Raw genomic sequence first — 23980 nt, 5'->3', positions numbered from 1 at the left:
GTGTCACTCCGACACGGCGATGTAGTGGCCGCCGTCGTCCCTCGGCCCGCGTCCTTCGGCGAGGTCCACCTCGACGCCGGGCAGCGCGGCGCGGAGGCGGTCCATCATGGTGTCGCTCAGGTAGTGGTGGTGCAGGTCGAGTTTCCGCAGGTGGGTGAGGGGCTGGCCGGACAGCAGCGCCTCGGCGCCCCGGTCGGTCAGCGTCCCGAGCGCCAGGCTCAGCGACTCCAGCCGCGCCACCACCGGAGCACCCGCCACGGCCGCCGCGACCTCGTCCTGGATCTCGGCGTTCTCCAACCCCAGGTGCCGCAGGGACGGCAGCCGCTCCCCGGTCAGGATCGGCTCCAGGTCTCCCACGCCGACGTCGCCGCCGTAGGTGTCGGTGCCCAGCCACAGGTCCAGGCGCTCCAGGTTCGGCAGGTCGCTGGCCACGACGGTGTGCACGACCTCCCGGGGAAGGCCGCCGGTCTCGAAGCGCAGCGTCCGCAGGTTCGCCCCGGTGAACGGCTCCAGCCGCAGCCTCTCGCTGCCGCGCACGTCGAGCCGCTCCAGCGCCGGGAACGCCGCCGGCAGCGGGCCCAGGTCGCCGTGCTCGATCCAGGAGACCTCCTTCTCCTCCAGCACGATGTCCCCGACGAACACGTGCCGCAGCGCCGGGAAGCGGTCGGCCGCCTTGGCGAGGCTGTCGGGCGGGTAGCCGGGGTTGTCCCGCTGGAGGTGGCCCCAGTGACCGATGATCAGGTGGGTGACGCGGGCGGTGTCGACCGTGGACAGGAAGCGTTCGAACATCTGCTCCCACTCGCCGCTGGCGTCCCACTCCTCGGTGCGGACGCGCCAGGCGACGGCGGCGGCGTCGGGCAGCCCCTCGGTCGGGGTCGACTCGTCGAAGGTGAACGCGGGCAGCCCGGCGTACTCGGTGAGGTGCTCGTTGATGGTCACGGCGTCACTCCGAGACGGCGATGAAACGCCAGCCGTCGCTGTGGGTCTCCTGCCGGTCGTCGAGGTTCACCTCGACGCCGGGCAGCGCGGCGCGGAGGCGGTCCATCATGGTGTCGCTCAGGTAGTGGTGGTGCAGGTCGAGCCTGCGCAGGTGGGTGAGGGGCTGGCCGGACAGCAGCGCCTCGGCGCCCGCGTCGGTGAGGATCCCCATGGCCAGGCTCAGCGACTCCAGCCGCGCCACGACCGGAGCGCCGGCCACGGCCTCGGCGACCCGGTCCTGGGTCTCGGAGTCCTCCAGGCCCAGGTGGCGCAGGGACGGCAGCCGCTCCCCGGTCAGGATCGGCTCCAGGTCCGCCATCGTGGCGTCGCCGCCGTAGGTGTCGGTGCCGAGCCACAGGTCGAGGTGCTCCAGGTTCGGCAGGTCGCTGGCGGCGATGGCCCGCACGATGCGGGCGGGCAGCCCGCCGGACTCGAACCGCAGCCGCTTCAGCGCGGCGCTCTTGATCGGCTCCAGCCGGATCTCGCCCTCGTTGCCGTCCGCGCCGCGGATCTCGAAGCGTTCCAGCTCCGGGAAGGCGGTGAACAGCGGGGTGATGTCGGAGTGCTCGATCCAGGAGATCTCCGACTCCTCCCCCGTGATGTCGCCGAGGAACAGGGCCCGCAGCGCCGGGAAGTCGGCGGCGGCCTCGGTGAGCAGCGCCACGGGGTCGGCGTCGTGCTCGTCGTAGGACGCGCCCCAGTACCCGATGACCAGCGCGGTGACCGCCGTGGTGTCCACGGCCGCCCGGAACCGGGACCACACCTGCTCGAAGGACTCCTCGTCGAACGAGGTGCGCACGGCCCAGGCGTGCCCGGCGGCGGGCGGGAGCTCGGCGTCCTCCTCGGTCTCGAAGTCGAACTCGGCCACCGGCAGCCCGGCGAACTCGGTGAGATGCTGGTACACGCCCATACGGGCCCCTTTCCGGATCAACGTCGGCACAAGTCCTATCAGCACCGGCCGACAGATCCGGAGGGAATCGGCGGATCATCCCGTCGGGGCGCGGGGGCGCGGCCGTGCGCCGACGGGAACGGCCCCCGGACGCGGGGCGTCCGGGGGCCGTTCGGGGAGCCTCGGGTCAGGCGGCGGGCAGGACCGAGCCCTGGTACTTGTCCTGGATGAACTTCTTCACCTCGGGACCCCGCAGCAGGTCGACCAGCTTCTTGACGCGCGGGTCGTCCTTCTTCCCGGGCAGGGTGACGATGCCGTTGGCGTAGGGGTTGCCCTCGGCCTTCTCCAGCGCCAGCGCGTCCTTGGCCGGGTTCAGCTTGGTGGCCAGCGCGTAGTTGCCGTTGATCACCGACAGGTCGACCTCGTCCAGCGTGCGCGGCAGCTGGGCGGCCTTGACCGGCGTGAACTTCAGGCCCTTGGGGTTGCTCGCGATGTCGCGCTCGGTCGCGGTGACCGGGGCGTTCGGCTTGAGGGTGATCAGGCCGTTGTCGGCGAGCAGCTTCAGCGAGCGGCCGAAGTTGGCCGGGTCGTTGGGGACGGCGACCTTCCCGCCCTGCGGCGCGGACCTGAGGTCCTTGACCTTCCTGGAGTAGACGCCCAGCGGCTCCAGGTGGACCGGCGCGACGAAGGTCATCGCGAAGCCCTTGGACTTCGAGAACTCCTCCATGTACGGCACGTGCTGGAAGTAGTTGGCCGTGACCTGGCCCTCCTTGAGGGCGGTGTTCGGCTGCACGTAGTCGGAGAAGGAGACGATCTCGAGCTTGAGACCGGCCTTGTCGGCCAGGTTCTTCTTGACGTACTCGAGGATCTCGCCGTGGGGCACGGGGTTGACCGCGACCTTCAGCGGGCCGTCCGCCTTGTCGTTGGTCTGGGCGTCGGACGAGCCGCAGGCCGTCAGGCCCGCCAGGAGCCCGACCGAGGCCAGCGCGAGGGTGATCTTACGAAGCACGAAGAGTGCCTTTCTGTGGGCCGCGCCGGGGTCTTCCGGCACGGATCTCGGTGGAACGGGGTGGGGTCTACTTGTGGGACAGGCGGCGGGCCGCCCAGTCGCCGAGCATCTGGACCAGCTGGACCACGACCACCAGCAGCACGACGGTCGAGATCATGACCTTGGTCTCGAAGCGCTCGTAGCCGTACTGGACCGCGACGTCGCCGAGGCCGCCGCCGCCGATCGTCCCGGCCATCGCCGAGTAGCCGACCAGCGCGATCACGGTGACGGTGAGGCCGGCGAGCAGGCCGGGCCGGGCCTCGCGCAGCAGCACCTTCCAGACGATCTCGCGGCCGGAGGCGCCCATCGCGCGGGCCGCGGCGACCACGCCGGGGTCGACCTCGCGCAGCGCGGTCTCCACCAGGCGGGCGTAGAACGGGACGGCGCCCACCGCCAGCGGGACGATCATCGCCTCGGTGCCGATCGAGGAGCCGCCGGTGACCAGCTTGGTGAACGGCACGATCGCGATCATCAGGATGATGAACGGCAGCGAGCGGCCCACGTTGACGACGCCGCCCAGCAGCTTGTTGAGGATCGGGAGGGGGAACAGCCCGTCCCGGTCGGTCAGTACCAGCAGCACGCCGAACAGCAGGCCGAACACCGTGGCGAACAGGCCGGACACGCCGACCATGATCGCGGTGGCGACGGACGCCTCCTGTAGCAGCGGCCAGATCTCGCTCCAGGTCATCGGGCCACCTCCAGGCCGCTGTCGGTCGCGGGGCCGGCCGGGGCCGCGCCGTGCACCTCGACGGTCAGCCCGGCGTCGCGCAGGTGGGCGAGCTGGGCGGCGTTGAGCTCGGGGTCGCCGGGCAGCTCGACGCGCAGCCGCCCGACGCGGGTGTCGCCGATCTCCTCCACGGCCCCGCCGAGGATGTTGACGTCGATGGAGTAGGTGCGGGCCAGCGACGACACGAACGGCCGGTCGGCGCTGTCGCCCTCGAAGGTCAGGTCCACCACGGTGGTGCCGGGCCGCACCGCTGGCTCGGGCAGCGGGAACAGGCCGCGCGCCAGCTCCGAGCCGGGCCGCAGCAGCAGCTCCCGCACCGGACCGGACTCCACGAACCGTCCCTCGCGCATGATCGCGGCCGAGTCGCAGATCCGCTTGACCACGTCCATCTCGTGGGTGATCAGCAGGATGGTGAGGCCGAGGCGCCGGTTGAGGTCGCGCAGCAGCTCCAGGATCGAGGCGGTGGTCTCGGGGTCGAGCGCGGAGGTCGCCTCGTCCGACAGCAGCACCTTGGGGCGGCCGGCCAGGGCGCGGGCGATGCCGACGCGCTGCTTCTGGCCGCCGGAGATCTGCGCCGGGTAGGCGTCGGCGTGGTCGGACAGGCCGACCAGGTCGAGGAGCTCGGCGACGCGCTCGGCGCGTTCGGCGCGGGGCACGCCCATGACCTCCAGCGGGAACGCGACGTTCCCGGCGACGGTGCGGCTGGACAGCAGCCCGAAGTGCTGGTGGATCATCCCGATGCCCTGCCGGGCCCGGCGCAGCTCACCGCCCCGCAGCGCCATCAGGTCCTGCCCCGCCACGACGACGCGCCCCGAGTCGGGGCGTTCCAGCAGGTTGACGCAGCGCAGCAGGGTGGACTTGCCGGCACCGCTGCGGCCGAGGACGCCGAAGACCTCGCCCTCGCGGACGGTCAGGTCGACGCCGTCGACGGCGGTCACCTCACGCCCGCGGGCGCGGTAGACCTTTCGGAGTTCTTCGATCTGGATCACAGGGATTCATTCCGTGCGGTAGCCGCCGCCCGTGCGACGGCGGCGTGGCGGGATCGGGACGAGGGCGCGGCCGGGCGCGGTCCGGGGCGGACCGGGGCGCCGGGCGGGGCGGTCTCAGGCCAGGCCGGGCGGGTACGGGGCGTGGCTCAGCAGGTGGCGTTGGAAGATCATGTGTGGCTCGGGGGTCGGATCCGGCTCGCTTCGGGGCGCGAGGCTGCTCTGGCGGGGGCCCTCAGCGGTCACACATTCGACAACGGCACGCACAGCCCATGACCCGCATGAGCTGCGGGCGGCGCATCTGGCACGGGCGTACGGCGGTCATGGTCATCAGTAAACCCGCTCGACATCAATGACGTCAAATCGCCGAATACCGCCGCTACCTGCGCGGATACCCCACTGTGACAGATCCCGCACCGGTGTTGACGTCGATCCGGGCGGGGGCGCCGGGGTCGTGGAGCATCCGGTCGACCTGCCAGCCGCCGGACCCGGCGTCGCCGACGACGCGGTAGTGGCTTCCCGCCGGGAGCCGCATGTCGACCGCCCCGGACCCGGTGCGCACGGTGACGTCGGAGGGCGGCGCGGCGAAGTCGAGGTCGACGCTGCCCGAGCCCGCCCGCGCGCGCAGCCGCGACGACCGCAGCCCCTCGCCGCGGACGGCGCCCGAGCCGGCCTCGAACACGACGTTCCCCCGGACGTCGTGCAGGTTCAGCTCGCCGCTGCGCGTGCGCACCTCCACGTCGCCCGCCAGGTCCCGCGCCGTGACCGACCCGGACTCCGAGGTCACCGTCACCCTGGCCGCGGACGGCAGCCGCACGCCCAGTTCGGCGCCGCAGTCCCGGCCCCCGTTCAGGGCGGCCGGGTCGTCGCACGTCACCTTGATCCGCAGCACCCCCTGGGCGTCCAGGTGGTGTTTCACCCGCGGCCGGTGGAGGACCCAGGTCAGCTCCTGCGTCACCCGCGTCAGGCCCGAGCCGCTCGGCCCGAACGTCAGGTGCGCGCCCCCGGCGTCCACCCGCACCTCCTGCACCAGGCTCCGGTACTCGGCCGGCGGGGCGACCACGCTCTGCCGCAGCACCCCGCCGACCACCTGGAGGCCGGCGGGAACGAGGACCGTGAACGCGGTGAGCGCCGCCAGCGCGATCCACACGCCGCGGCGGCGGGGCCGGTCGGCGGGACCGGCCGGGACGGCGGGACGCTCGACGGTGGCGGTCACGAGTCCCCGTCCAGGAAGCGCAGCACGGCCAGCACCCGCCGGTGGTCGCCCTCGGCGTGCGGCAGGTCGAGCTTGGTGAAGATGCTGTTGATGTGCTTGGCGACGGCGCTCTCGCTGACCACCAGGGCGGCGGCGATCCCGGCGTTGGAGCGGCCCTCGGCCATCAGCCCGAGCACCTCGCGTTCGCGCGGAGTGAGGCGGTCCAGCGGGTCGCTGTTGCGGCGCAGCAGCAGCTGCGACACCACCTCGGGGTCCAGGGCGGTGCCCCCGGCGGCGACGCGGCGCAGCGCGTCCAGGAACGACGACACGTCCGCGACCCGGTCCTTCAGCAGGTAGCCGATGCCGCTGGTGTGGGCGGACAGCAGGTCGGCGGCGTAGCGTTCCTCGACGTACTGCGACAGCAGCAGCACCGACACCTCCGGGTGCTCCCGGCGGATCACCAGGGCGGCGCGCACCCCCTCGTCGGTGAAGCCGGGCGGCATCCGCACGTCCACGATCGCCGCGTCCGGCCGGTGCTCGGCGACGGCGGCCAGCAGCCCGTCGGCCTCCCCCACGGCGGCGGCGACCTCGAAGCCCGTGCTCTCCAGCAGCTTGATCAGTCCGGCTCGCAGCAGGACCGAGTCCTCGGCGATCACAATGCGCACGGCAACTCCACGGTGAGGGTGGTCGGGCCCCCGGCGGGGCTGGTGATGCGGAACACGCCGTCCACCGACCGCACCCGCCGCGCCAGCCCGGCCAGGCCGCTGCCGCCGGCCGGGTCGGCGCCGCCCACGCCGTCGTCGGTGACGGTGACGCGCAGGGTGTGGCCGTCGCGGACGACGGCGACGTCCACGCCGGTGGCCCGGGCGTGCTTGACGACGTTGGTGAGGGCCTCGGAGACGACGAAGTAGGCGACGGCCTCGACGGTGGAGGAGGCGCGTTCGGGCACCTCCACCCGCAGCCGGACCGGGAGCGGGACGCGGGCGGCGATCCCCGACAGCGCGGCGTCCAGGCCCCGGTCCTCCAGCACGGGCGGGTGCAGGCCGCGGATCAGGTTCCGCAGCTCCGTCAGCGCCTCCTTGACCTCCTCGTGCGCCTCGACGATCACCTTCATGGCGGGGTCGGGCACGTCGGTGAGGGTCTCGCGGGCCAGGCCGAGGTTGAGGGCGAGGGAGACCAGGCGCTGCTGGGTGCCGTCGTGCAGGTCGCGTTCGATGCGGCGGCGTTCCAGGTCGGCGGCGTCGACGACCTCGGCGCGCTTCTCGGCCAGGTCCTCGACGCGGCGTTCCAGCTCCTTGGCGCGGTCGGGGCCGAGCAGCCGCTCGACGGCCCGGCCGTCGAGGTCCCGCACGGCCGCCGCCGCCCAGGGCGCGGCCAGGAACAGCAGCACCCCGAGCGCGTTCAGCAGCCCGACCCGCACCGCGTGCGTGTTCAGGCTGAGCGCGCTGGTGTCGGGCAGCGCCCACGCGTACAGGCCGAGGGTCGCCAGGGCCGCGCCGACCGCCCAGCAGCCGAGCACCGCCAGCGCGCCGCACGCCAGCAGCGGCCCGGTGAGCAGGTGGTAGCGGGCCTCCCGCCACAGGTCGTCCGACCGCAGCGTCCGGGGCAGCCCCCGGAACCCGCCGGGCCGTTCGGGCGGCGCGGGGACGTCCAGCCCGAGCATGGCCCAGCAGCGTTCGCGGTGCGCGCGGGTGAGGGCGGGCATCAGCCACAGCGCCGCCACCGCCGGCACCACGAGGTAGAGGGCGATCAGGACCGGGTCGAACGGCAGCCACACCGACCACGGCAGCACCAGCAGCGCGGGGAACGCCAGGTGCAGCGGCACCCCCGAGACGGCGAACGCGGTGTCGCGCCACGCGGTCGGCGACCACGGAGCGTGCGCGCCCGCCCGTCGCAGGAGTGTCCCCGATGTCATGGCAGAACCGTATTGCCAGGCCCGATCTTGCGCCATCCAGCGGGTTCCAGGGTGGGGGTGTACCTGGTGCCACCCCGGGTCGGATACGCGGGTTACCGACGGCGACCGCGCGGATCGGCAGGCTGGAGGCACGTTCCCCACCGGCCCCCACCGGAAGGTCACTCCGATGGCGACACTCGTGTCCCCCTCCTCCTCCCGTCGCGCCGCCGCGGCCCGCCGCCCGGCCACCGCGCACGCCCACGCCCGCCGCCGCTGGCTCGGCTGGGGCCTGGCGGGCGGCGGGCTGGCGCTCGTGCCGTGGACGTTCGCGCTCGCGGCGCGCCTGCCGTCCACCGCGCAGGTGTCCAACTGGTCGGCCGCCTGGGTCGGGCTGGACGTGGTGCTCGCGGCGGGCCTGCTGGGCACGGGCGCGCTGGTGCTGCGGCGCGACGCGCGTTACGGGCTGACGGCCGCCGCGACGGGGGCGCTGCTGGTGATGGACGCCTGGTTCGACGTCCTGACCTCGGCCCCCGGGTCGGAGCGCGCGGTGGCGGCGGCGCTGGCCGCGGGCGTCGAGCTGCCGCTGGCGGCGCTGTGCGGAATACTCGCGGCGCGCGCGTTGTCGATGGAGAAGTCGCCCGTCTGAGTTCTTTACCCCCCAACCCTCGCATTCTGGTGAAACCTGAGTACTCGGACCCTTAGAGTGCGACGCGGGCTCTCGGCAGGAGGGCCCTTTCCGCTGTACGCACCCCCATGAGGTCCCTCCATGAACGACAACGAGGTGCGCGAGGAGATCCTGCGACTCCTGCGCGACGACCTTCCCATCCCCGCCCCGGCCGAGTTCGAGCAGCGGCCGGTCGTCCCGCTGGACCGGGACGTGGACGGGGACATCGCCGTCATCCTGGTCCTGCGGCGCGGGCAGGCGATGCCCGGCGCGCGGGACCTGACGTACATGGAGACGTGGACGTTCCAGAAGCGCGACGGCGACTGGCAGGAGCTGGGCGGCGCGGGCGGCACCGCGCCGGAGAAACCGCTGACCCGGCGGGGCGCGGCCGAGCTGGGCGGCCACCTGCTGCTGCACGGCTGGGGCAACACCGTCCGCAACGCCAACCGGCTCCTGCCCTGGGGCGCCAAGTACGTCCACGAGGCGCGGCTCCAGGCCTCCGACGAGGTCGCGCGGATCCGGTTCGGGAACCGGACCCTGGAGGTGCCCGAGCACGGGCACGCCGTGGTGGTGTGGGGCGCGCGCCGCGCGCCGCGCGCCGAGGCGCTGTCCGCCGACGGCGCGGTCCTGGAGGTCCTCGATCTGGATCGCTCCAAGACGATGCTGAATATTTGACCGATCGGTCTCGATAGGTCTACGGTCGGGGCATGGCGAGGACCAAGGAGTTCGACCCGGACGCCGTGCTGCTGCGCGCCCTGGAGCTGTTCTGGGAGCGCGGCTACGAGGCGACGTCCATGGCCGATCTCGTGGAGCACCTGGGCGTCGCGCGGGCCAGCGTCTACGCCACGTTCGGCGGGAAGCACGAGCTGTTCCTGCGGGCGCTGGAGCGCTACTCGCAGCTGAAGGACCCGCAGATCATGGCGGCGCTGTCCCGGCCGGGCCCGGTGCTGCCCGCCGTGCGGGAGCTGGTGGAGCGGTACGCCGCCGACTCGGCGGACGACCCGGCCCGGCGTGGCTGCATGGTGGTCAACACCGCGGTCGAGCGGGCGGGCCGCGACCCGGCGGCGGCGCGGCTGGTCGAGGCGAGCTGGAACCATCTGGAGACGGCGCTGACCTCGGCGCTCACCCGGGCCCGCGCCCAGGGCGAGCTGGCCGGCGACCGGGACCCGCGCGCCCTGGCGCGGCTGCTGGTGGTGCTGTTCCAGGGCATGCGCGTCCTGGGCCGCGCCCCGGCCGACCGGGCGCGGCTGCGCGACGCCGCCGAGCAGGCCCTCACCCTCCTGGCCTGATCCTCGCCGGGGACGGACCCCGCACCGGGAAGGTGCGGGGCTTTCTTCGGACCTTATTCGATACCAATCGTTCTGTTGGTTTACAGCGAAACGGAGTTCCTCATGACCGTTCGGTTCGACGGCAGGGTCGTCCTCGTCACCGGGGCGTCGGGCGTGCTCGGCCGCGCCACCGCGCTGGCGTTCGCCCGGGCCGGCGCGACGGTGGCCGTCGCGGGCCGCGACCCGGAGGGCACGGGGCGGACGGTGGAGCTCATCGCGGCCGAGGGCGGCACGGCCAGCGCGATCACCGCCGACGTCACCGTGTCCGCCGACGTGGCCCGCATGGTCGCCACCACCGTGGAACGGCACGGCGGCCTGCACGTGGCGTTCAACAACGCGGGCGTCGCCGCCCCGTTCGGCCCGGTCGCCGACCTGCCCGAGGACGACTGGACCCGGGTGGTCGACACCAACCTGACCGGCGTCTTCCTGTCGATGAAGCACGAGATCGCGCACATGCGGGCGCACGGCGGCGGCACGATCGTCAACACCGCCTCCGTCATCGGCGCGCACCAGCGGCTTCCCGGGCTGGGCGCCTACGCCGCCGCCAAGGCCGGGGTGAGCGCGCTGACCAGGGCCGCCGCCCGCGAGGCCATCGCCGACGGCGTCCGGATCAACGCGATCAGCCCCGGCCCGATCGACGGCCCGATGAGCCACCGCCCCGGCGAGACCCGCGAGGAGCGCGACGCCCGGATGGGCGGGAGGCTGCCGCTGGGCCGGGTCGCCGCCCCCGAGGAGATCGCCCGGGCGGTGCTGTGGCTGGCCTCGGAGGAGTCCGGCTTCGTCGTCGGGGAGGACCACGTCATCGACGGCGGCGCGTCCGCCTGACCAGCGGTCACCACGATTGGAGCGGATCCCGCTCTCCGGCGACCCGTTCGGGACGATGGTCGCGGTGACGGCCGTCGTGGCGGTGATGCGCCGCCGCACCGAACCGCGAGCTGCGGGAGGCGCGCGAGGAGCTGGACGCCCTCGCCCGGAGCGCCACCGAGCCCGGCCGGGGACCGGGAGCGGGCGGGGCGGCGCGCGGCCACCCGAGCCTGGACGCGCTCCTTTCCCGCCTCCCTGGACGAGCCCGCGTCGCCGGGAATGTGGTGGCGCGCGGGTCCGCCGTTCGCAATGCCGCAGCCCGCCTCGCCGGGCGACATGCGCGTGGTGGGGCTGGACGCGTCGGCGACGATGCTGGCGGCGCATCCGGGGCCCGCCGTGCGGGGGACGCGGTGCGGCCGCCGTTCCGGGACGGGGCGTTCGACGCCGCCGTGGCGGTCAACATGCTCCACCACCTGGACGACCCGTCGGCGGCGCTGCGGGAGGCGCGCCGGGTGCTGGCGCCGGGCGGGCTGCTGGTCGTGTCGGCCATCGCCCGCGACGACAGCCCCGAGCTGGCCCACGTGTGGCGGCGCGCGCCGACGCCGTTCGACGCCGAGGACGCGCCGGGCCTGGTGGGCGCGGTGTTCGGCGCGGTCGAGGCGGAACGCTGGGACGCTCCGCTGATCACCCTCCCGGACCGGGCGGCCGTCCGCGACTACCTGGTCGCCCGCCGGGTGCCGCGCGCCGAGGCGGCGGACCTGGCCGCGCGGGTCGGCACGCCGCTGCGCGTCACCAAGCGCGGCGCGCTGGCGACGGCCCGCCGCTGACCGCCGCCGTCACAGCCAGCCCAGGTCGGCGGCGGCGCGGGCGGCGGCGTGGCGGTTGTCGGCGCCCAGCTTCGTCACCGCGGAGGACAGGTAGTTGCGGACCGTCCCCTCCGAAAGGCCCAGGGCGCGGGCGATGCGGGCCACGGGCGCCCCGTCGGCGGCGGCGCGCAGGGCGTCCAGTTCGCGCGGGGTCAGCGGGCACTCCTCGGCGGCCAGGGCGTCGGCGGCCAGCTGGGGATCGATGTAGCGGGCGCCGGCGGCGACCTGGCGGATGACCTCGGCCAGCCGGGAGCCGGGCGCGTCCTTGCCGAGGAAGCCGCGCACGCCCGCGGCCATCGCGCGGCGCAGGTTGCCGGGGCGGCCGTGCGCGGTCACGATCACCAGGCGGCAGCCGGGCAGGTCGCGGGCCAGGCGTTCGGCGGCGGCCAGCCCGTCCAGTCCGGGCATGTCGATGTCGAGGACAGCGACGTCGGGCCGGAGGGCCAGGGCGCGGTCGACGGCCTCGTCGCCGCGGCCCACGTCGGCGGCGACCTCGATGCCGTCCTCGGTCTCCAGCAGCAGGACCAGGGCCTCGCGGATGAGGTGGTGGTCGTCGGCCAGCAGCACCCGGATCACGTGTCCCCCTTCGGAACGGTGGCCGTCACGCGGAACGTCCCGTCGCCCGCCGGACCGGCCGCCAGCGCGCCGCCCGCCGCCCGGAGGCGCTCGGCCAGGCCGGTCAGCCCGCTGCCGCCGGTCCCGGCGCGGCGGCCCGCGCCGTCGTTGACGATCTCCAGCCGGACGTGCGGGCCGTCGGCGTCGACCGTGATGCGGCACCAGGACGCCCCGGCGTGCCGCAGGACGTTGGTGGCGGCCTCGCGGGCCACCCAGCCGAGCGGTTCGTGGACGCGGGCGGGCAGGTCCGGCGGCAGGTCGGGGCGGTCGCAGACGATCCCGGCGGCCCGCAGCACCGCCGACACGCCGTCCAGCTCGCCGCGCAGCGAGGTGGCGCGGTAGCCGCGCACGACCTCGCGGACGTCGCGGACCGAGTCGCGGGCCATGGCCTGGATCTCGACGAGCTCGCCGCGGACGCGGCCGGGGTCGCGGTCCAGGAACCGTTCGGCGACCTCGGCGCGCAGCGCGACCGCCTGGAGGCTGTGGCCGAGCACGTCGTGCAGGTCGCGGGCGAACCGCAGCCGCTCCTCGCCGACCGCCGCCCCGGCCAGCTCGGCGCGGGCCTCGTGCAGCTCCTGGACCACGTGGACCAGCCAGATCGTCACGTACCCGGAGAACGCCGTCAGCGGGATGCCGGCCAGGTTGTACAGCAGCGTCAGCACGGGCAGGTCGAGCACCAGCCCGTAGCCGAACGTCAGCGCGGCGACGGCCCCGGTGACCGCGGCGGCCTGCCGCGCCGGCAGCACCACCGCGATCAGCCCGGCGGGCACGACCAGCGCGTTCGCCCAGCCCTGGCCCACGCCGAGCAGCGCGGGCAGCGTCCAGCAGCACGCCAGCACCGCCGCCAGGCCGAGCCGTTGGACGGACCGGTGGACGGGCGCGGCGCGCCGGACGAGGTTCAGCCACAGCAGCCGCCCGTAGAGCGCGAACACCGCCGCGACCAGCGGCACCGCAACCGCGATCCGCCCGGCGTCGCGCCGTGTCACCAGCTCGTCCCACATCGGGGACAGCACCAGGCCGGCCAGCGTGACCAGCGCCATCGCCACGATGATCGCGGCGATGGCGGTGAGCCGCGGAATCCTGGGCCGCACCCGCCCCTCCGTCCCCGGGGACATGCGGCTCACAGCCTACGCGCCGCCCCCGGGGTCAGGCGGCCAGGAAGGACCGCGTCCGGCGGCCCGGCAGGCGGGCCCCGTCCAGCACGCCGACCCGGTCGGCCAGGCACGCCTCGTCGGCGTCCCGGGTGGCCAGCAGCACCGTCACGCCCTCGGCCGCGATCCGGCGCAGCACCGTCCACACCTCCCGCCGGTCGGCCGGGCCGAGACCGGCGGTGGGCGCGTCCAGCAGCAGCACGTCCGAGCGGCCGATCAGGGCCAGCGCCAGGTCGAGGCGCCGCCGCGCGCCCGCGGCCAGGTCCTCGAACGGGACGTCGGCCGCCCCGGTGAGGTCCGCCAGCTCCAGCGCCCGGTCCGCCTCCAGCGGGTCCAGCGTCCAGCGCCGCCACGTCCCGACGACCTCGCGGGGGGTCAGCCCCGGGAACAGCCCGCCGTCGGACCACACGGCGCCCGCCGGAGCCCGTCCGGATTCGGCGAACGGGTCGGCGCCGCGCACCCGGACCGTCCCCGCCTCGGGTCGCCGCAGGCCCGCGACGGCCTCCAGGACCGTGGTCTTGCCCGAGCCTGCGTGGCCGAGCACCGCGTAGACCTCGCCGCGGGCCACGGCGAACGAGACCGTCCGCGGCGCCCCGCGCCCCCCGGGACGGACGATCAGTCCGGTCACTTCGATCACGTCGCCGCTCATGTCCCCCATGCTGGCCGCCGGCCGCGCCGGCGGGCAGTCACGGGCGTCAGCGACCGGTCGTGAGATCCGCCGGGTCCGACCATGACATCCGTCATGCCCCTCGTGCATCGTTCCCCCTCGAACAAGATCACTCGAAGTCGAGGCTAACCGGCGCGGACCGGTCGCACGGGGGTGAACGGCCTTCTGTTTCGCGGTCCGTAAGATCCCGCGCGGTCAGCCCCGGACCAGGCAGTCCAGATCCAGTTCCGCCGGGCGCGTCAGGCCCGCCAGCGCCATCGTCAGCTCCAGCTCGGCCTGGAGGCAGCGCAGCACGTGCCGCACGCCCGCCTCGCCGCCCAGCGCCAGCCCGTACGCGTACGGGCGGCCGACCAGCACCGCCCGCGCGCCCAGCGCCAGGGCCTTGGCCGCGTCCGCGCCGGTGCGGACGCCGCTGTCGAACAGCACCGCGATCCGGTTCCCGACCGCGTCGGCGACGGCGGGCAGCGCGTCCAGCGACGCGACCGCGCCGTCCACCTGCCGCCCGCCGTGGTTGGACACGATCACCCCGTCCATGCCGGCGTCCACGGCGCGGCGGGCGTCGTCGGGGTGCTGGATGCCCTTGAGCGCGATCGGGCCGTCCCAGTGCTCGCGCAGGAACGCCAGGTCCGCCCAGGTCAGCGACGGGTTCCCGAAGTTGGCGACCCAGTGCAGCAGCGCCGCCGACCGGTTCTCGTCGGTGACCGGCCCGCCGACGGCCTTCTGGAACACCGGGTCCGAGAAGTAGTTGGCGACGCCGACGCCGCGCAGGAACGGCAGGTACGCCTGGTCCAGGTCGCGGGGCCGCCACGCCAGGGTGAACGTGTCGAGCGTCACCACCAGCGCCGTGTACCCGGCGGCCCGGGCCCGGTCGAGGAGGCTGACGGCCAGGTCGCGGTCCTTGGGCCAGTAGAGCTGGTACCAGCGCGGGCCGTCGCCGCCGGCCGCGGCGACCTCCTCCATCGCGTACGACGAGGCGGTGCTCAGGATCACGGGCAGGCCCGTTCCGGCCGCCGCGCGGGCCGTGGCGAGCTCGCCGTCCGGATGCAGGATCGACTGCACGCCGATCGGGGCCAGCAGGACCGGCGCGGGCATCGGCGTTCCCAGGACCTCGACCGACAGGTCGCGTTCGGCCACGTCCCGCAGCATCCGGGGGACGATCCGCCACCGGTCGAACGCCTCCCGGTTCGCCCGCGCGGTCGCCTCGCTGCCCGCCGCGCCCGCCACGTACCCGAACGCCTGCGCCGACAGCCGCCCCTCCGCCAGGGCCTCCAGCCTCGTCAGATCCGTGGGGAGACCGGGGAGGGCGTCGCCCAGTCCGTTGAGGTAGATCTCGTTCTGGAAGTCGGCCGGCGCGCTCATGGAGCCTCCTCGCGGATCGGGACAGGCGGTGTGAAACGGACCCTACGCCGCCCGTCCGGCGGCGCGCCGGTCCCCGCCCGGGCAAAAGATGTCACTGGGACCGGCCACAATGTGTGGCATGGCACGACGCGGATCCCAAGCCCCTCCTCCTCCCCCGCCGGCGGACTTCGAGGAGAACATCATCGATGTCGATGTCTCCGAGGAGATGCGCGGCAGCTTCCTGGAGTACGCCTACTCGGTGATCTACAGCCGGGCGCTGCCCGACGCGCGCGACGGGCTCAAGCCCGTCCAGCGCCGGATCCTGTACTCGATGAACGACATGGGACTGCGTCCCGACCGGGGCCACGTCAAGTGCGCCCGCGTCGTCGGCGAGGTGATGGGCAAGCTGCACCCGCACGGCGACAGCGCCATCTACGACGCGATGGTGCGCCTGGCGCAGCCGTGGGCGATGCGGATGCCGCTGGTCGACGGCCACGGCAACTTCGGCTCCCTCGGCGGCGACGACATGCCCGCCGCCATGCGGTACACCGAGGCGCGCCTGACGCCCGAGGCGATGCTGATGGTGGACTCCATCGACGAGGACACCGTCGACTTCCGCCCCAACTACGACGGGCAGGAGCAGGAGCCGGACGTGCTTCCGGCCGCGTTCCCGAACCTGCTGGTCAACGGCGCCTCCGGCATCGCGGTCGGCATGGCCACCAACATGGCCCCGCACAACCTCGGCGAGGTCGTCGCCGCGGCCCGGCACCTGCTGGACCACCCCGACGCCACCCTTGAGGACCTGATGCGCTTCGTGCCGGGTCCCGACCTGCCCACCGGCGGCAAGATCGTCGGCCTGGACGGCGTCCGCGACGCCTACGCCAAGGGGCGCGGCACGTTCCGCATGCGCGCCACCACCCACATCGAGAACGTCACCCCCCGCCGCAAGGGCATCGTGGTGACCGAGCTGCCGTACGCGGTGGGCCCCGAGCGCGTCAAGGCCAAGATCAAGGAACTGGTCAACGCCAAGAAGCTCAACGGCATCGCCGACCTGAAGGACCTCACCGACCGCAACGTCGGCCTGCGCCTGGTCATCGAGGTCAAGAACGGCTTCAACCCCGAGGCCGTGCTCGCCGAGCTGTACCGCCTCACCCCGATGGAGGAGAGCTTCGGCATCAACAACGTGGCGCTGGTCGACGGCCAGCCCCGCACCCTCGGCCTGCGCGACCTGCTCCAGGTCTACGTGGACCACCGCATCGAGGTGGTGCGGCGGCGGTCGATGTTCCGCCGCAAGAAGCGCGAGGACCGCCTGCACCTGGTGGACGGCCTGCTGGTCGCGCTGCTGAACATCGACGAGGTCATCCAGGTCATCCGCTCCAGCGACGACTCGGCGCAGGCCAGGGCCCGCCTGATCGACATCTTCGACCTGTCCGACATCCAGTCGCAGTACATCCTCGACACTCCCCTGCGCCGGCTGACCAAGTACGACCGGCTGGAGCTGGAGAAGGAGAAGGACCAGCTCAACAAGGAGATCGCCGAGCTGACGGCGATCCTGGAGTCCGAGCGCAAGCTGCGCGGCGTGGTCTCCCGCGAGCTGCGCGACGTCGTCAAGAAGTTCGACACCCCGCGCCGCACGGTGCTGATCGAGGCGTCGGGCCAGACGGCGGCGGCGGCCGTTCCCCTCCAGGTGCCCGACGACCCGGTGCTGGTGCTGATGTCGGTCACCGGCCTGATGGCCCGCACCGCCACGGCCGACCCGCTGTCCGACGAGGGCGGGCGCTCGTCCCACGACGTGCTGCGCGCGGTCGTCCCGACGACGGCGCGGGGCCAGGTGGGCGTGGTCACCTCCACCGGACGCATGGTCCGCGTGGAGGTCGTGGACCTGCCCGCGCTGCCCCCGTCGGCCTCGCCGCCGTCCCTGGCGGGCGGCGCGCCGGTCACCGAGTACGTGACGCTGGACGAGGGCGAGACGGTCGTCGGCCTGGGCACGATCAGCGAGGCGGGCGCGGGCCTGGCGCTCGGCACCGAGCAGGGCGTGGTCAAGCGGGTGGTGCCCGACTTCCCGAACAACCGCGACGACTTCGAGGTCATCACCCTCAAGGAGGGCGACCGCGTCGTCGGCGCCGTCCACCTGGAGTCCGAGGACCACCACCTGGTGTTCGCCACCAGCGACGCCCAGGTGCTGCACTACGCGGCCTCGAACGTCCGCCCGCAGGGACGCCCGGCGGGCGGCATGGCCGGGATCAAGCTGGCGGCGGACGCCCGCGTGATCTGGTTCGGCGCGATCGACCCGGCGCGCGAGGCCCGGGTGGTGACGGTCGCGGGCAGCTCGACGGCCCTGCCCGGCACCCAGACCGGCGCGATCAAGGTGTCGGACTTCGCGGACTTCCCGGCCAAGGGCCGCGCGACGGGCGGTGTGCGTTCGCACCGCTTCCTGAAGGGCGAGGACACGCTGCTGGCGGCCTGGGTCGCCGCGACCCCGGCGAAGGCGGCGGCCGCCAACGGCAAGCCCCTGGAGCTCCCGGCCGAGCTGGGCCGCCGCGACGGCTCGGGCACCCCGCTGGAGCAGCCGATCGCCGAGGTGGGAGGCCCCCTGGGCCGCCGCCCCGACGAGGCCGAGGAGGCGGCCGAGGCCGCCGAGGTGGCCGCCGAGCAGGGCGGCTCCGTCAACTGACGCCCGACGCCGGTGCCGCCCCGAACCCGGGACGGCACCGGCTTCACAGGAGAAGCCGGGCACCCCTTCCACCGAACACCGCCGGTTCCCGCGGCACAAGGGTGACGGGCACACGTTCGCTCCACGCCCTCAGGCCACCGACATCCTGCCGCCCGACAAAGCCGGGGGGCGCGGGAACACCCGTCCCCGCAACGAGCCGGGCACTCTGCCGTCGCCCCTGGATCCTGCGGCGTGACGGGCGGCGGACACACGTTCGCTTCGCGTCTTCGGGCCGCCGACGGGCTCGGGTACCCGGGGCGTTCGTTCACCGCCGAGGGCTCGGAGGGCCGCGCATCTGCACGGATGTCAGGTGTTGCGGGTGACGGCGTTCGTCCATAGTTCTTCGAGGGCCGCGTTGACGGCTCCGGGCTCCTCCACGTGCGGCCAGTGGGCGGTGCCGGGGATCTGGAGCCAGCGCGCGCCGATGCGTTCGGCGGTCACCCGCGCGCACGCCATCAGCGGCTCTCCGCCGCGTTCGCGGTAGAGGGCGGGGGCGTTCTCCCAGGTGCCGGAGATGACGAGCTTGGGCCAGGGGGCCGCCGCCAGTGCGGCGACCGGGATCGCCGCCTCCCAGCACACCCGTTCGCGGAACGCCGAGCGCGCGGCGCGCAGGCGTCGCGGCGTCGGCTCCAGCGGCGGGAGCCCCACCGACTCGGTCGCCGCGCGCAGGGAGGTCTCGGCGGGGACGTCCCCGGGCAGCGCGGCGTACGCGGCGCGGTTGGCCGCCAGCGCCTTCGCGACCACGGGATCGTCGGCGGCGGCCTGGTAGCACCCCGGCTCGACCAGCGTCATCGACAGCACCGCCTCCGGCCGCCGCGCCGCCGCCCGCATCACCCCGACGGCCCCGTAGGAGTGCGCCACGAGATGCGCGCCCTCCCCCATCAGCGCGAGGACGTCCTCGGTGTCGGCCTCGTAGTCGCCGGCGAACCCGGTCGAGCCGTCCGGGCTGCCCCCGTACCCCCGCCGGTCCATCGCCACCAGCCGGAACCGCCGCGCCAGCGGCCGCTGCGCCGCGAACCCGAACACCGCATCGTCACCCCAGCTCGTGGACCCGTGCACGAGGACCACGGGCTCCCCGCCCCCGCCGGTCTCGTCCCACACCGTCACGTGAACGCTCATCACCGCCTCCTTTCCCAAACACCGTATGAGAAAAACTAAACGCTGTATAGGTGTAGGGAACAACGTACGCACCCACGCCTCCGTCCCGGATAGGGTCGTCCCGTGCCCGCTTCCGACGACGCCCCGCTCTCGGTCTGGCTGCGCCCCGAGAAACCGCCGCGCGACCGCCGCCTGACCCGCGACCGCATCGTCGGCCGCACCGTCGAGATCCTCGACGCCGAGGGCCACCGGGGACTGTCCATGCGCCGCGTCGCCACCGACCTGGGCGTCACGGCGGGCTCGCTCTACTGGTACGTCACGACCAAGGACGAGCTCCTCGAACTGGCGTTGGACGCGGTGCTGGGCGAGGTGCTCGCCGACCTGCGCGCGGCCCCCGCGCCCGGCTGGCGCGAGGGTCTCGCCCGTCTCGCCCGCTCCACCCGCGCGATGATGCTGCGCCACCCCTGGGTGGTCTCGGACCTGACGGCCCAGCCCAACCTGGGCCCGAACGCCCTGGCCCTCGCCGAGGCGGGCCTGGCGGTCCTGTCGCGGGCGGGCTTCGCCGAGCGGGACCTGGACGCCGCGCTGGCCGCCGTCAACGACCAGGTGACCGGCGCGGTCGCCGCCGAGATCACCTGGCGGACGGTGACCGCCCGCGCCGCCGCCCGCTGGCCCGGGGAGGCGGGCGACCTCCTGGCGGGGCTCCACCGCGACCATCCGCGCCTGGCCCGCCGCATGGCCGCGGCCACCGGCGTCGACGTGGACGCCGAGTGCGACCGCCGTTTCACGTTCGCCCTGGACTGCCTCCTGGACGGCCTGGCGCTCCGCCTCGCGGGAGGAAACGGGGGCGACACGACGGTCGGCGCTCCGCGCGGGACATGACGGCGATGAACAGCCTGGCGCTCTACCTCGCGAGGAAGAGCGGGAACAACGCGCCGGACGACGTTCCGCCCGGGATCTGATGGCGATATACGGCCTGGCGCTCCGCGCGGGGCATGATGGCGGTATGACGATCAGTGCCGCCGACCGGGAGCTCGTCCAGGCCGCGGCGCGCGTCGTCGCCGCGTACGCCCACCGCGACGTCCACACCGTGGCCTCGGCGGCGCGGGCCCGCGACGGGCGGGTCTTCACCGCGATGAACGTCTACCACTTCACCGGCGGCCCCTGCGCGGAGCTGGTCGTCATGGGGACCGCCGCCGCGCACGGCGCGTACGAGCTGGACGCCATCGTGGCCGTGGGCGACGACGGCCGTTCGATCCTGCCGCCGTGCGGGCGCTGCCGCCAGGTGCTGATCGACTACTTCCCCGCCATCCGCGCCATCGTCGGAACGGCCGAGGAGCCGCGCGCCCTCCCCATCGGCGAGCTGCTCCCCGAGAGCTACATCTGGGAGGACATCCAGGGCGAGCCCCCGCCGCTCACGTGAGGCGGGCCGCGTCGAGGACGGCGGCGGCGAGGCGTTCGTTCTCCCGCGCACCGCCTCCCCCGCCCGGGGCGAAGCTCCGGCGCGTGTAGCTGTAGGCCACCCCGCTCGCGGGGTCGGCGAACGACTGCGCGCCCACCGCGCCGCTGTGCCCGAACGCGTCCGCGCCCAGGAACGGGTACCGCACCCCCTGCGCCTCGAACCCCAGCAGGAAGTGGTCGCGTTCGCCGGTCACCAGGTCGATGCCGGTGGCGTGCGGCTTGGTGAACTCCGCCAGCGTCGCGGGCGTCAGCAGCGGGGGCCGGCCGTCCACCTCGCCGATCGTCGCCGCGTACATCTTCGCCAGGCCGCGCGCGCTGCCCACGCTCCCCGAGGACGCCGGTCCCAGGGCCCGCACGGAGCGGGTGTTGGCGAACTCCACCAGGTCGGTCGGCGGGGTCGCGTTCAGGTTGAAGGCGATGCCGGTGAGGCTGTCCGGCGCGGGCGCCGGGGCCGTGCCGCGCATCGGCCGGACCGGGAGGTAACGCGGCTCCTCGCTCTCCGGGAGCCCCAGGTAGAAGTCCAGGCCGTAGGGGACGCGGACGCGCTCGTCGTAGATCTCCTGGAGGGAGCGGCCCGTCGCGCGGCGGACCACCTCACCGACGAGCGCGCCGATGACGAACGCGTGGTAGCCGTAGCCGGTGCCCGGCTCCCAGTGGGGGCGCTGGGGGGCGAGGCGTTCGGCGAGGAGGCGGTCGTCGGCGAGTTCGGCGGTGGTGAAACCGCCCTCCACGCCGACGAGCCCGGCGCGGTGCGCCAGCAGGTCCCGCAGGGTGACGCCGCCCTTCCCTCCGGCCGCGAACCCGGGCCAGTGGTCCGCGACCGGCCGGTCCAGGTCGAGCACCCCGTCCTGCACCAGCAGCGCTACGACCAGGTACGCCGCGCCCTTGCCCGAGGAGTGGAGGGCCAGCAGCGAGTCCTCCGCCACCCCGGACCACAGGTCGACGACCGTCCGCCCGCCGAGCCGCACGGCGAGCTGCGCGCCGAGATCCGGTTCGGCGGCCACGACGGCGGCGAACTCCTCCCGGACCCGTTCGAACCCGTCGGCCACGGTGCCCTGGACCGGCGCCGTCATCGCCCCTCCTCCCCGCCGTCGACGCGGACGCCCTGCTCGTCGCCGGCCAGTTCGGCGATCGTCGCGAAGAACGCGGCGATGCCCGGGCGGTTGGCGCCCTTGGCGCGGGAGGCGGCGAAGTCCTCCGCCGAACGCCACTCCACGATGTCCAGCCACTCGTCGTCCGCCAGCCGCACCAGCCGCGCCCCCAGGAAGCCCGCGCGGTCGGCGCGGAAGTCCGCCACCATCGCCGGACGGGCCGCCAGCATGTCCCCGGTACGCCCCGGGACCGTGCGGAAACGGGTCAGTTCCACGGTCACCGCCATGACCGCCTCCTTAATGATCAGGTGGTGTCCGGGACGATATAGTCACCTATTATTACTGTCAACATCGGTGACCAATGGAGGGGCGATGCGCCGCAGCGAGCGCAAGCAGAGCGATCCCGACCTGGGCGTCCTCACGGCACGGCTGATGTTCGCCGTGCAGGAGGAGCTGTTCGCGACCATGGCCGACCAGGGGCATCCCGACCTGCGGCCCCAGCACGGCGCGGTCATGGCCTACCTGGACGCCGAGGGCAGCCGCGCCACCGACCTGGCCCGCCGTTCCGGGCAGCACAAGCAGGTCGTCGGCAAGCTGCTCGACGAGCTGGAGGCCCTCGGGTACGTCGAACGCCGCCCCGACCCGGCCGACCGCCGCGCCAAGCTCGTCGTCCCCACCGAACGCGGCCTGGACATGATGACCCGGTCCGACGCCGTCCTGGCCGCCATCGAGGAACGTCACGCCCGGGCCGTCGGAGCCGGGAACTATGCCGCGTTCAAGGACGCCTTCCGGGAGATCGTCCGGCGGCAGCGCGCCTGGCGCGACATGATGGAGGGATGAACCGCCACGAACTTCCCTCCGCGGTGGACGGCGGAGCGCTGCTCGCGCTGGCCGAGGGACATCACGAGCGCGCCACGCGTTCCCTCGGCGTCCGCACCGTCGCCGGCCACCTGCTGAAGGTCTACGTCCTGGAGGCCCCCGGCCGCGCCCTCACCGACGGGGACGTCGAGACCGCCGTCGAGCTGGCCGAGGACCACCTGTCGCTCGGGCGCGCCCGGGGCTCGCTGGGGCTGTCCGTGCTGATCCTGCACGCGGGCGGCGACGGCGACTACGTGCTGGTCCACACCTGGATCGAGGGCTACATGTCCGACCTGGCGGTGTTCGTGGGACCGCAGGGCAAGCCCGGCGAGATGCGGCCGGGCCGCGCCGGGCTCGCCCCCTGCGTCTGGGAGGCGGCGATCCTCACCCACGAGCGGGACGCGTTCGCCCGCCACGTCCTGGACGGCGGGGGCCCGCTCCCGGACCGCCTCGACGCGTGGGGCGCCGACGCCCTCACCGGCCCGGTGCGCTGACCGCGCCGGGCCGCCGTTCCGGGAGCAGGAGGGCACCGGCGGCGGTGACCGCCGCGGTGCCGAGCGCGCCGCCGAGCTGCTGGGCGACGGCGTTGGCCGTGGTCGCCACCGGGACCTTCGCCGCGGGCAGGGAGTGGTAGAGCGTCTTCATGATCGGCGAGCCCGCCAGCGCCAGGCCGACACCGCGGACGAACAGCGCGGCCACGCCGAGCGGCACGTGCGAACCCGGCTCGACCAGCGCGAACGGCACCGTTCCCACCGCGGTCAGCGCCAGGCCCGCCAGCACCATCGTGCGGGCGCGGGGACCGGCGTCGATGAGACGCCCCGCGAACAGCGTCGCCACCAGCATGCCCAGCCCCTGCGGGACCAGGATCAGGCCCGCGTCCAGCGCTCCGCGCCCGGCCCCCTGCTGGAAGAACAGCGGCACCAGGAACGCCCCCGCGAAGAGGGTGAGGTTGACCAGCAGCCCGACGGCGGCGGAGGCGGCGAAGGCGCGGTCGCGGAACAGGCCGAGGCCCACGATGCCCGGCCGCGGCGACCGTGCCTCGCGCAGACCGTAGGCCGCCAACAGGACCAGGCCCGCTACCAGCGCGGCCGCCCGCTGCCCCGTGCCGCTCAGCCCGTAGACCAGCAGGGTGAGGCCGCCGCTCACGCAGAGCAGGCCGGGAACGTCCAGGCGTTCGGCGGCCGCACGCGGCGAGACCGGGACGAACACCAGGGTCAGGACGATCGCGGCGAGCAGCAGCGGGGCGTTCAGCAGGAACACCCAGCGCCACGACAGGGCCTCGACCACCACGCCACCGACGGCCGGGCCGAGCAGCGGCGCGGTGAGCACCGGGAGCGCCATCACCGCCATCACCCGGCCGAGGCGCTCGCGCCCGGCCACCTCCATGACGATGATCCGCGACAGCGGGAACAGGCCGCCCGCGCCGAGCCCCTGCACCACGCGGAACGCCACCAGGCTGCCGAACGACCAGGCCAGCCCGCACAGCACCGAGCCGACCAGCATCACGCCGAGCGACACCGTCCACGCCCGCGACGCCCCGAAGCGCCGCGCCGCCCACCCGGTCACCGGGATGACCGCCGCCAGCGCGAGCAGATAGGCGGTGGTCACC

General features: G+C 74.3%; 26 protein-coding genes. 10 read left to right on the top strand and 16 right to left on the bottom strand.

Going from position 1 to position 23980, the window contains the following annotated elements:
* Window positions 1-3: 3 nt before the first annotated feature.
* The 8 genes from HNR61_RS16820 to HNR61_RS16785 form a co-directional block, all read right to left on the bottom strand.
* Window positions 4-939 carry an STM4015 family protein gene (locus HNR61_RS16820; RefSeq protein WP_182844106.1) on the bottom strand — a complete coding sequence of 312 codons (936 nt, stop codon included), beginning with the start codon at window positions 937-939 and terminating at the stop codon, window positions 4-6.
* A 4-nt stretch (window positions 940-943) separates the two neighbouring features.
* The gene (locus tag HNR61_RS16815) at window positions 944-1888 is read right to left on the bottom strand and encodes an STM4015 family protein (protein WP_182844105.1); all 945 of its coding nucleotides are present in this window, start codon (window positions 1886-1888) and stop codon (window positions 944-946) included.
* A 166-nt stretch (window positions 1889-2054) separates the two neighbouring features.
* Window positions 2055-2876 carry a MetQ/NlpA family ABC transporter substrate-binding protein gene (locus HNR61_RS16810; protein ID WP_182844104.1) on the bottom strand — a complete coding sequence of 274 codons (822 nt, stop codon included), beginning with the start codon at window positions 2874-2876 and terminating at the stop codon, window positions 2055-2057.
* Window positions 2877-2943: 67 nt separating this feature from the next.
* Entirely contained in the window at window positions 2944-3603 is a 660-nt protein-coding gene (locus HNR61_RS16805; protein ID WP_182844103.1) for a methionine ABC transporter permease, read from the bottom strand.
* Window positions 3600-4631 carry a methionine ABC transporter ATP-binding protein gene (locus HNR61_RS16800; RefSeq protein WP_067814355.1) on the bottom strand — a complete coding sequence of 344 codons (1032 nt, stop codon included), beginning with the start codon at window positions 4629-4631 and terminating at the stop codon, window positions 3600-3602. Before HNR61_RS16800 ends, HNR61_RS16805 begins: the two co-directional genes overlap by 4 nt.
* 376 nt (window positions 4632-5007) lie before the next feature.
* Window positions 5008-5844: a DUF4097 family beta strand repeat-containing protein gene (locus HNR61_RS49930; protein ID WP_182844102.1), complete on the bottom strand. Its 837-nt coding sequence runs from the start codon at window positions 5842-5844 to the stop codon at window positions 5008-5010.
* Complete coding sequence (locus tag HNR61_RS16790) at window positions 5841-6488, bottom strand: response regulator (protein WP_067814359.1); 648 nt, start codon at window positions 6486-6488, stop codon at window positions 5841-5843. Before HNR61_RS16790 ends, HNR61_RS49930 begins: the two co-directional genes overlap by 4 nt.
* Complete coding sequence (locus HNR61_RS16785) at window positions 6476-7738, bottom strand: sensor histidine kinase (protein ID WP_182844101.1); 1263 nt, start codon at window positions 7736-7738, stop codon at window positions 6476-6478. The genes HNR61_RS16790 and HNR61_RS16785 overlap by 13 nt, the downstream gene beginning before the upstream one ends.
* Window positions 7739-7904: 166 nt before the next feature.
* Between HNR61_RS16785 and HNR61_RS16780 the strand changes: the two genes are divergently transcribed.
* The 5 genes from HNR61_RS16780 to HNR61_RS46840 all read left to right on the top strand — a co-directional run bounded on the left by HNR61_RS16780 (window position 7905) and on the right by HNR61_RS46840 (window position 11340).
* On the top strand, window positions 7905-8363 hold the full coding sequence (locus tag HNR61_RS16780) for a hypothetical protein (protein WP_220509449.1): 459 nt from the start codon (window positions 7905-7907) through the stop codon (window positions 8361-8363).
* A gap of 120 nt (window positions 8364-8483) precedes the next feature.
* Entirely contained in the window at window positions 8484-9056 is a 573-nt protein-coding gene (locus HNR61_RS16775) for a hypothetical protein (RefSeq protein ID WP_182844100.1), read from the top strand.
* A gap of 32 nt (window positions 9057-9088) precedes the next feature.
* On the top strand, window positions 9089-9670 hold the full coding sequence (locus tag HNR61_RS16770; RefSeq protein WP_182844099.1) for a TetR family transcriptional regulator: 582 nt from the start codon (window positions 9089-9091) through the stop codon (window positions 9668-9670).
* A gap of 102 nt (window positions 9671-9772) precedes the next feature.
* The gene (locus tag HNR61_RS16765) at window positions 9773-10534 is read left to right on the top strand and encodes an SDR family NAD(P)-dependent oxidoreductase (RefSeq protein ID WP_182844098.1); all 762 of its coding nucleotides are present in this window, start codon (window positions 9773-9775) and stop codon (window positions 10532-10534) included.
* Between the two features lie 260 nt (window positions 10535-10794).
* Window positions 10795-11340, top strand: a complete 546-nt coding sequence (locus tag HNR61_RS46840; protein WP_312897931.1) for a class I SAM-dependent methyltransferase — start codon at window positions 10795-10797, stop codon at window positions 11338-11340.
* 9 nt (window positions 11341-11349) lie between these two features.
* Here the strand turns inward: HNR61_RS46840 and HNR61_RS16755 are convergent, their stop codons facing one another.
* The 4 genes from HNR61_RS16755 to HNR61_RS16740 form a co-directional block, all read right to left on the bottom strand.
* On the bottom strand, window positions 11350-11955 hold the full coding sequence (locus HNR61_RS16755; protein WP_182844097.1) for a response regulator transcription factor: 606 nt from the start codon (window positions 11953-11955) through the stop codon (window positions 11350-11352).
* Window positions 11952-13109 (bottom strand): sensor histidine kinase, encoded by a 1158-nt coding sequence (locus HNR61_RS16750; RefSeq protein ID WP_220509447.1) that lies wholly within the window; start codon window positions 13107-13109, stop codon window positions 11952-11954. The genes HNR61_RS16755 and HNR61_RS16750 overlap by 4 nt, the downstream gene beginning before the upstream one ends.
* A 31-nt stretch (window positions 13110-13140) precedes the next feature.
* A complete protein-coding gene (locus tag HNR61_RS16745) occupies window positions 13141-13794 on the bottom strand; it encodes an ATP-binding cassette domain-containing protein (RefSeq protein ID WP_182844096.1) in 654 nt (217 codons plus the stop codon).
* Between the two features lie 213 nt (window positions 13795-14007).
* Window positions 14008-15171, bottom strand: a complete 1164-nt coding sequence (locus HNR61_RS16740) for a lactate 2-monooxygenase (protein ID WP_182844095.1) — start codon at window positions 15169-15171, stop codon at window positions 14008-14010.
* 109 nt (window positions 15172-15280) lie between these two features.
* On the opposite strand from HNR61_RS16740, the gene HNR61_RS16735 reads away from it, so the two are divergent.
* On the top strand, window positions 15281-17824 hold the full coding sequence (locus HNR61_RS16735) for a DNA gyrase/topoisomerase IV subunit A (protein WP_376770259.1): 2544 nt from the start codon (window positions 15281-15283) through the stop codon (window positions 17822-17824).
* Between the two features lie 345 nt (window positions 17825-18169).
* On the opposite strand, the gene HNR61_RS16730 is transcribed toward HNR61_RS16735, so the two are convergent.
* Window positions 18170-18982, bottom strand: coding sequence for an alpha/beta fold hydrolase (locus tag HNR61_RS16730; protein ID WP_182844093.1), 813 nt, complete (start codon window positions 18980-18982; stop codon window positions 18170-18172).
* Window positions 18983-19084: 102 nt separating this feature from the next.
* Here HNR61_RS16730 and HNR61_RS49195 point away from each other — a divergent pair, with 102 nt between their 5' ends.
* A complete protein-coding gene (locus HNR61_RS49195) occupies window positions 19085-19843 on the top strand; it encodes a TetR/AcrR family transcriptional regulator (protein ID WP_182844092.1) in 759 nt (252 codons plus the stop codon).
* A gap of 124 nt (window positions 19844-19967) precedes the next feature.
* On the top strand, window positions 19968-20384 hold the full coding sequence (locus tag HNR61_RS16720) for a cytidine deaminase family protein (protein ID WP_182844091.1): 417 nt from the start codon (window positions 19968-19970) through the stop codon (window positions 20382-20384).
* Here HNR61_RS16720 and HNR61_RS16715 read toward each other — a convergent pair.
* Together HNR61_RS16715 and HNR61_RS16710 are read right to left on the bottom strand one after the other, a co-directional pair.
* Window positions 20377-21495 carry a serine hydrolase domain-containing protein gene (locus tag HNR61_RS16715; protein WP_182844090.1) on the bottom strand — a complete coding sequence of 373 codons (1119 nt, stop codon included), beginning with the start codon at window positions 21493-21495 and terminating at the stop codon, window positions 20377-20379. The genes HNR61_RS16720 and HNR61_RS16715 overlap by 8 nt on opposite strands.
* Window positions 21492-21800, bottom strand: coding sequence for an antibiotic biosynthesis monooxygenase (locus HNR61_RS16710; RefSeq protein ID WP_182844089.1), 309 nt, complete (start codon window positions 21798-21800; stop codon window positions 21492-21494). Before HNR61_RS16710 ends, HNR61_RS16715 begins: the two co-directional genes overlap by 4 nt.
* An 85-nt stretch (window positions 21801-21885) precedes the next feature.
* Here HNR61_RS16710 and HNR61_RS16705 point away from each other — a divergent pair, with 85 nt between their 5' ends.
* Entirely contained in the window at window positions 21886-22353 is a 468-nt protein-coding gene (locus tag HNR61_RS16705) for a MarR family winged helix-turn-helix transcriptional regulator (protein WP_067814412.1), read from the top strand.
* Window positions 22350-22865: a hypothetical protein gene (locus HNR61_RS16700; protein ID WP_067814415.1), complete on the top strand. Its 516-nt coding sequence runs from the start codon at window positions 22350-22352 to the stop codon at window positions 22863-22865. Before HNR61_RS16705 ends, HNR61_RS16700 begins: the two co-directional genes overlap by 4 nt.
* Here HNR61_RS16700 and HNR61_RS16695 read toward each other — a convergent pair.
* Window positions 22846-23979: an MFS transporter gene (locus HNR61_RS16695; RefSeq protein WP_182844088.1), complete on the bottom strand. Its 1134-nt coding sequence runs from the start codon at window positions 23977-23979 to the stop codon at window positions 22846-22848. The genes HNR61_RS16700 and HNR61_RS16695 overlap by 20 nt on opposite strands.
* Between the last annotated feature and the right edge of the window lies 1 nt (window position 23980).

Origin of the sequence: Actinomadura kijaniata, assembly GCF_014138665.1 — a bacterium.
Taxonomy (GTDB): domain Bacteria; phylum Actinomycetota; class Actinomycetes; order Streptosporangiales; family Streptosporangiaceae; genus Spirillospora; species Spirillospora kijaniata.
The sequence above is the reverse complement of the archived record's forward strand: the minus strand, read 5'-3'. Positions and strand labels throughout refer to the sequence as shown.

Excerpts from the sequence above, each read along its gene's own strand:
- HNR61_RS16805 (WP_182844103.1), bottom strand. The coding sequence starts at position 3,603 with ATGACCTGGAGCGAGATCTGGCCGCTGCTACAGGAGGCGTCCGTCGCC.
- HNR61_RS16785 (WP_182844101.1), bottom strand. The coding sequence starts at position 7,738 with ATGACATCGGGGACACTCCTGCGACGGGCGGGCGCGCACGCTCCGTGG.
- HNR61_RS16770 (WP_182844099.1), top strand. The coding sequence starts at position 9,089 with ATGGCGAGGACCAAGGAGTTCGACCCGGACGCCGTGCTGCTGCGCGCC.
- HNR61_RS16730 (WP_182844093.1), bottom strand. The coding sequence starts at position 18,982 with ATGAGCGTTCACGTGACGGTGTGGGACGAGACCGGCGGGGGCGGGGAG.
- HNR61_RS16715 (WP_182844090.1), bottom strand. The coding sequence starts at position 21,495 with ATGACGGCGCCGGTCCAGGGCACCGTGGCCGACGGGTTCGAACGGGTC.
- HNR61_RS16750 (WP_220509447.1), bottom strand. The coding sequence starts at position 13,109 with ATGTCCCCGGGGACGGAGGGGCGGGTGCGGCCCAGGATTCCGCGGCTC.
- HNR61_RS16705 (WP_067814412.1), top strand. The coding sequence starts at position 21,886 with ATGCGCCGCAGCGAGCGCAAGCAGAGCGATCCCGACCTGGGCGTCCTC.
- HNR61_RS16720 (WP_182844091.1), top strand. The coding sequence starts at position 19,968 with ATGACGATCAGTGCCGCCGACCGGGAGCTCGTCCAGGCCGCGGCGCGC.
- HNR61_RS16710 (WP_182844089.1), bottom strand. The coding sequence starts at position 21,800 with ATGGCGGTGACCGTGGAACTGACCCGTTTCCGCACGGTCCCGGGGCGT.
- HNR61_RS16780 (WP_220509449.1), top strand. The coding sequence starts at position 7,905 with ATGGCGACACTCGTGTCCCCCTCCTCCTCCCGTCGCGCCGCCGCGGCC.
- HNR61_RS16775 (WP_182844100.1), top strand. The coding sequence starts at position 8,484 with ATGAACGACAACGAGGTGCGCGAGGAGATCCTGCGACTCCTGCGCGAC.
- HNR61_RS16740 (WP_182844095.1), bottom strand. The coding sequence starts at position 15,171 with ATGAGCGCGCCGGCCGACTTCCAGAACGAGATCTACCTCAACGGACTG.
- HNR61_RS16700 (WP_067814415.1), top strand. The coding sequence starts at position 22,350 with ATGAACCGCCACGAACTTCCCTCCGCGGTGGACGGCGGAGCGCTGCTC.
- HNR61_RS16735 (WP_376770259.1), top strand. The coding sequence starts at position 15,281 with ATGTGTGGCATGGCACGACGCGGATCCCAAGCCCCTCCTCCTCCCCCG.
- HNR61_RS16765 (WP_182844098.1), top strand. The coding sequence starts at position 9,773 with ATGACCGTTCGGTTCGACGGCAGGGTCGTCCTCGTCACCGGGGCGTCG.
- HNR61_RS16815 (WP_182844105.1), bottom strand. The coding sequence starts at position 1,888 with ATGGGCGTGTACCAGCATCTCACCGAGTTCGCCGGGCTGCCGGTGGCC.
- HNR61_RS16745 (WP_182844096.1), bottom strand. The coding sequence starts at position 13,794 with ATGAGCGGCGACGTGATCGAAGTGACCGGACTGATCGTCCGTCCCGGG.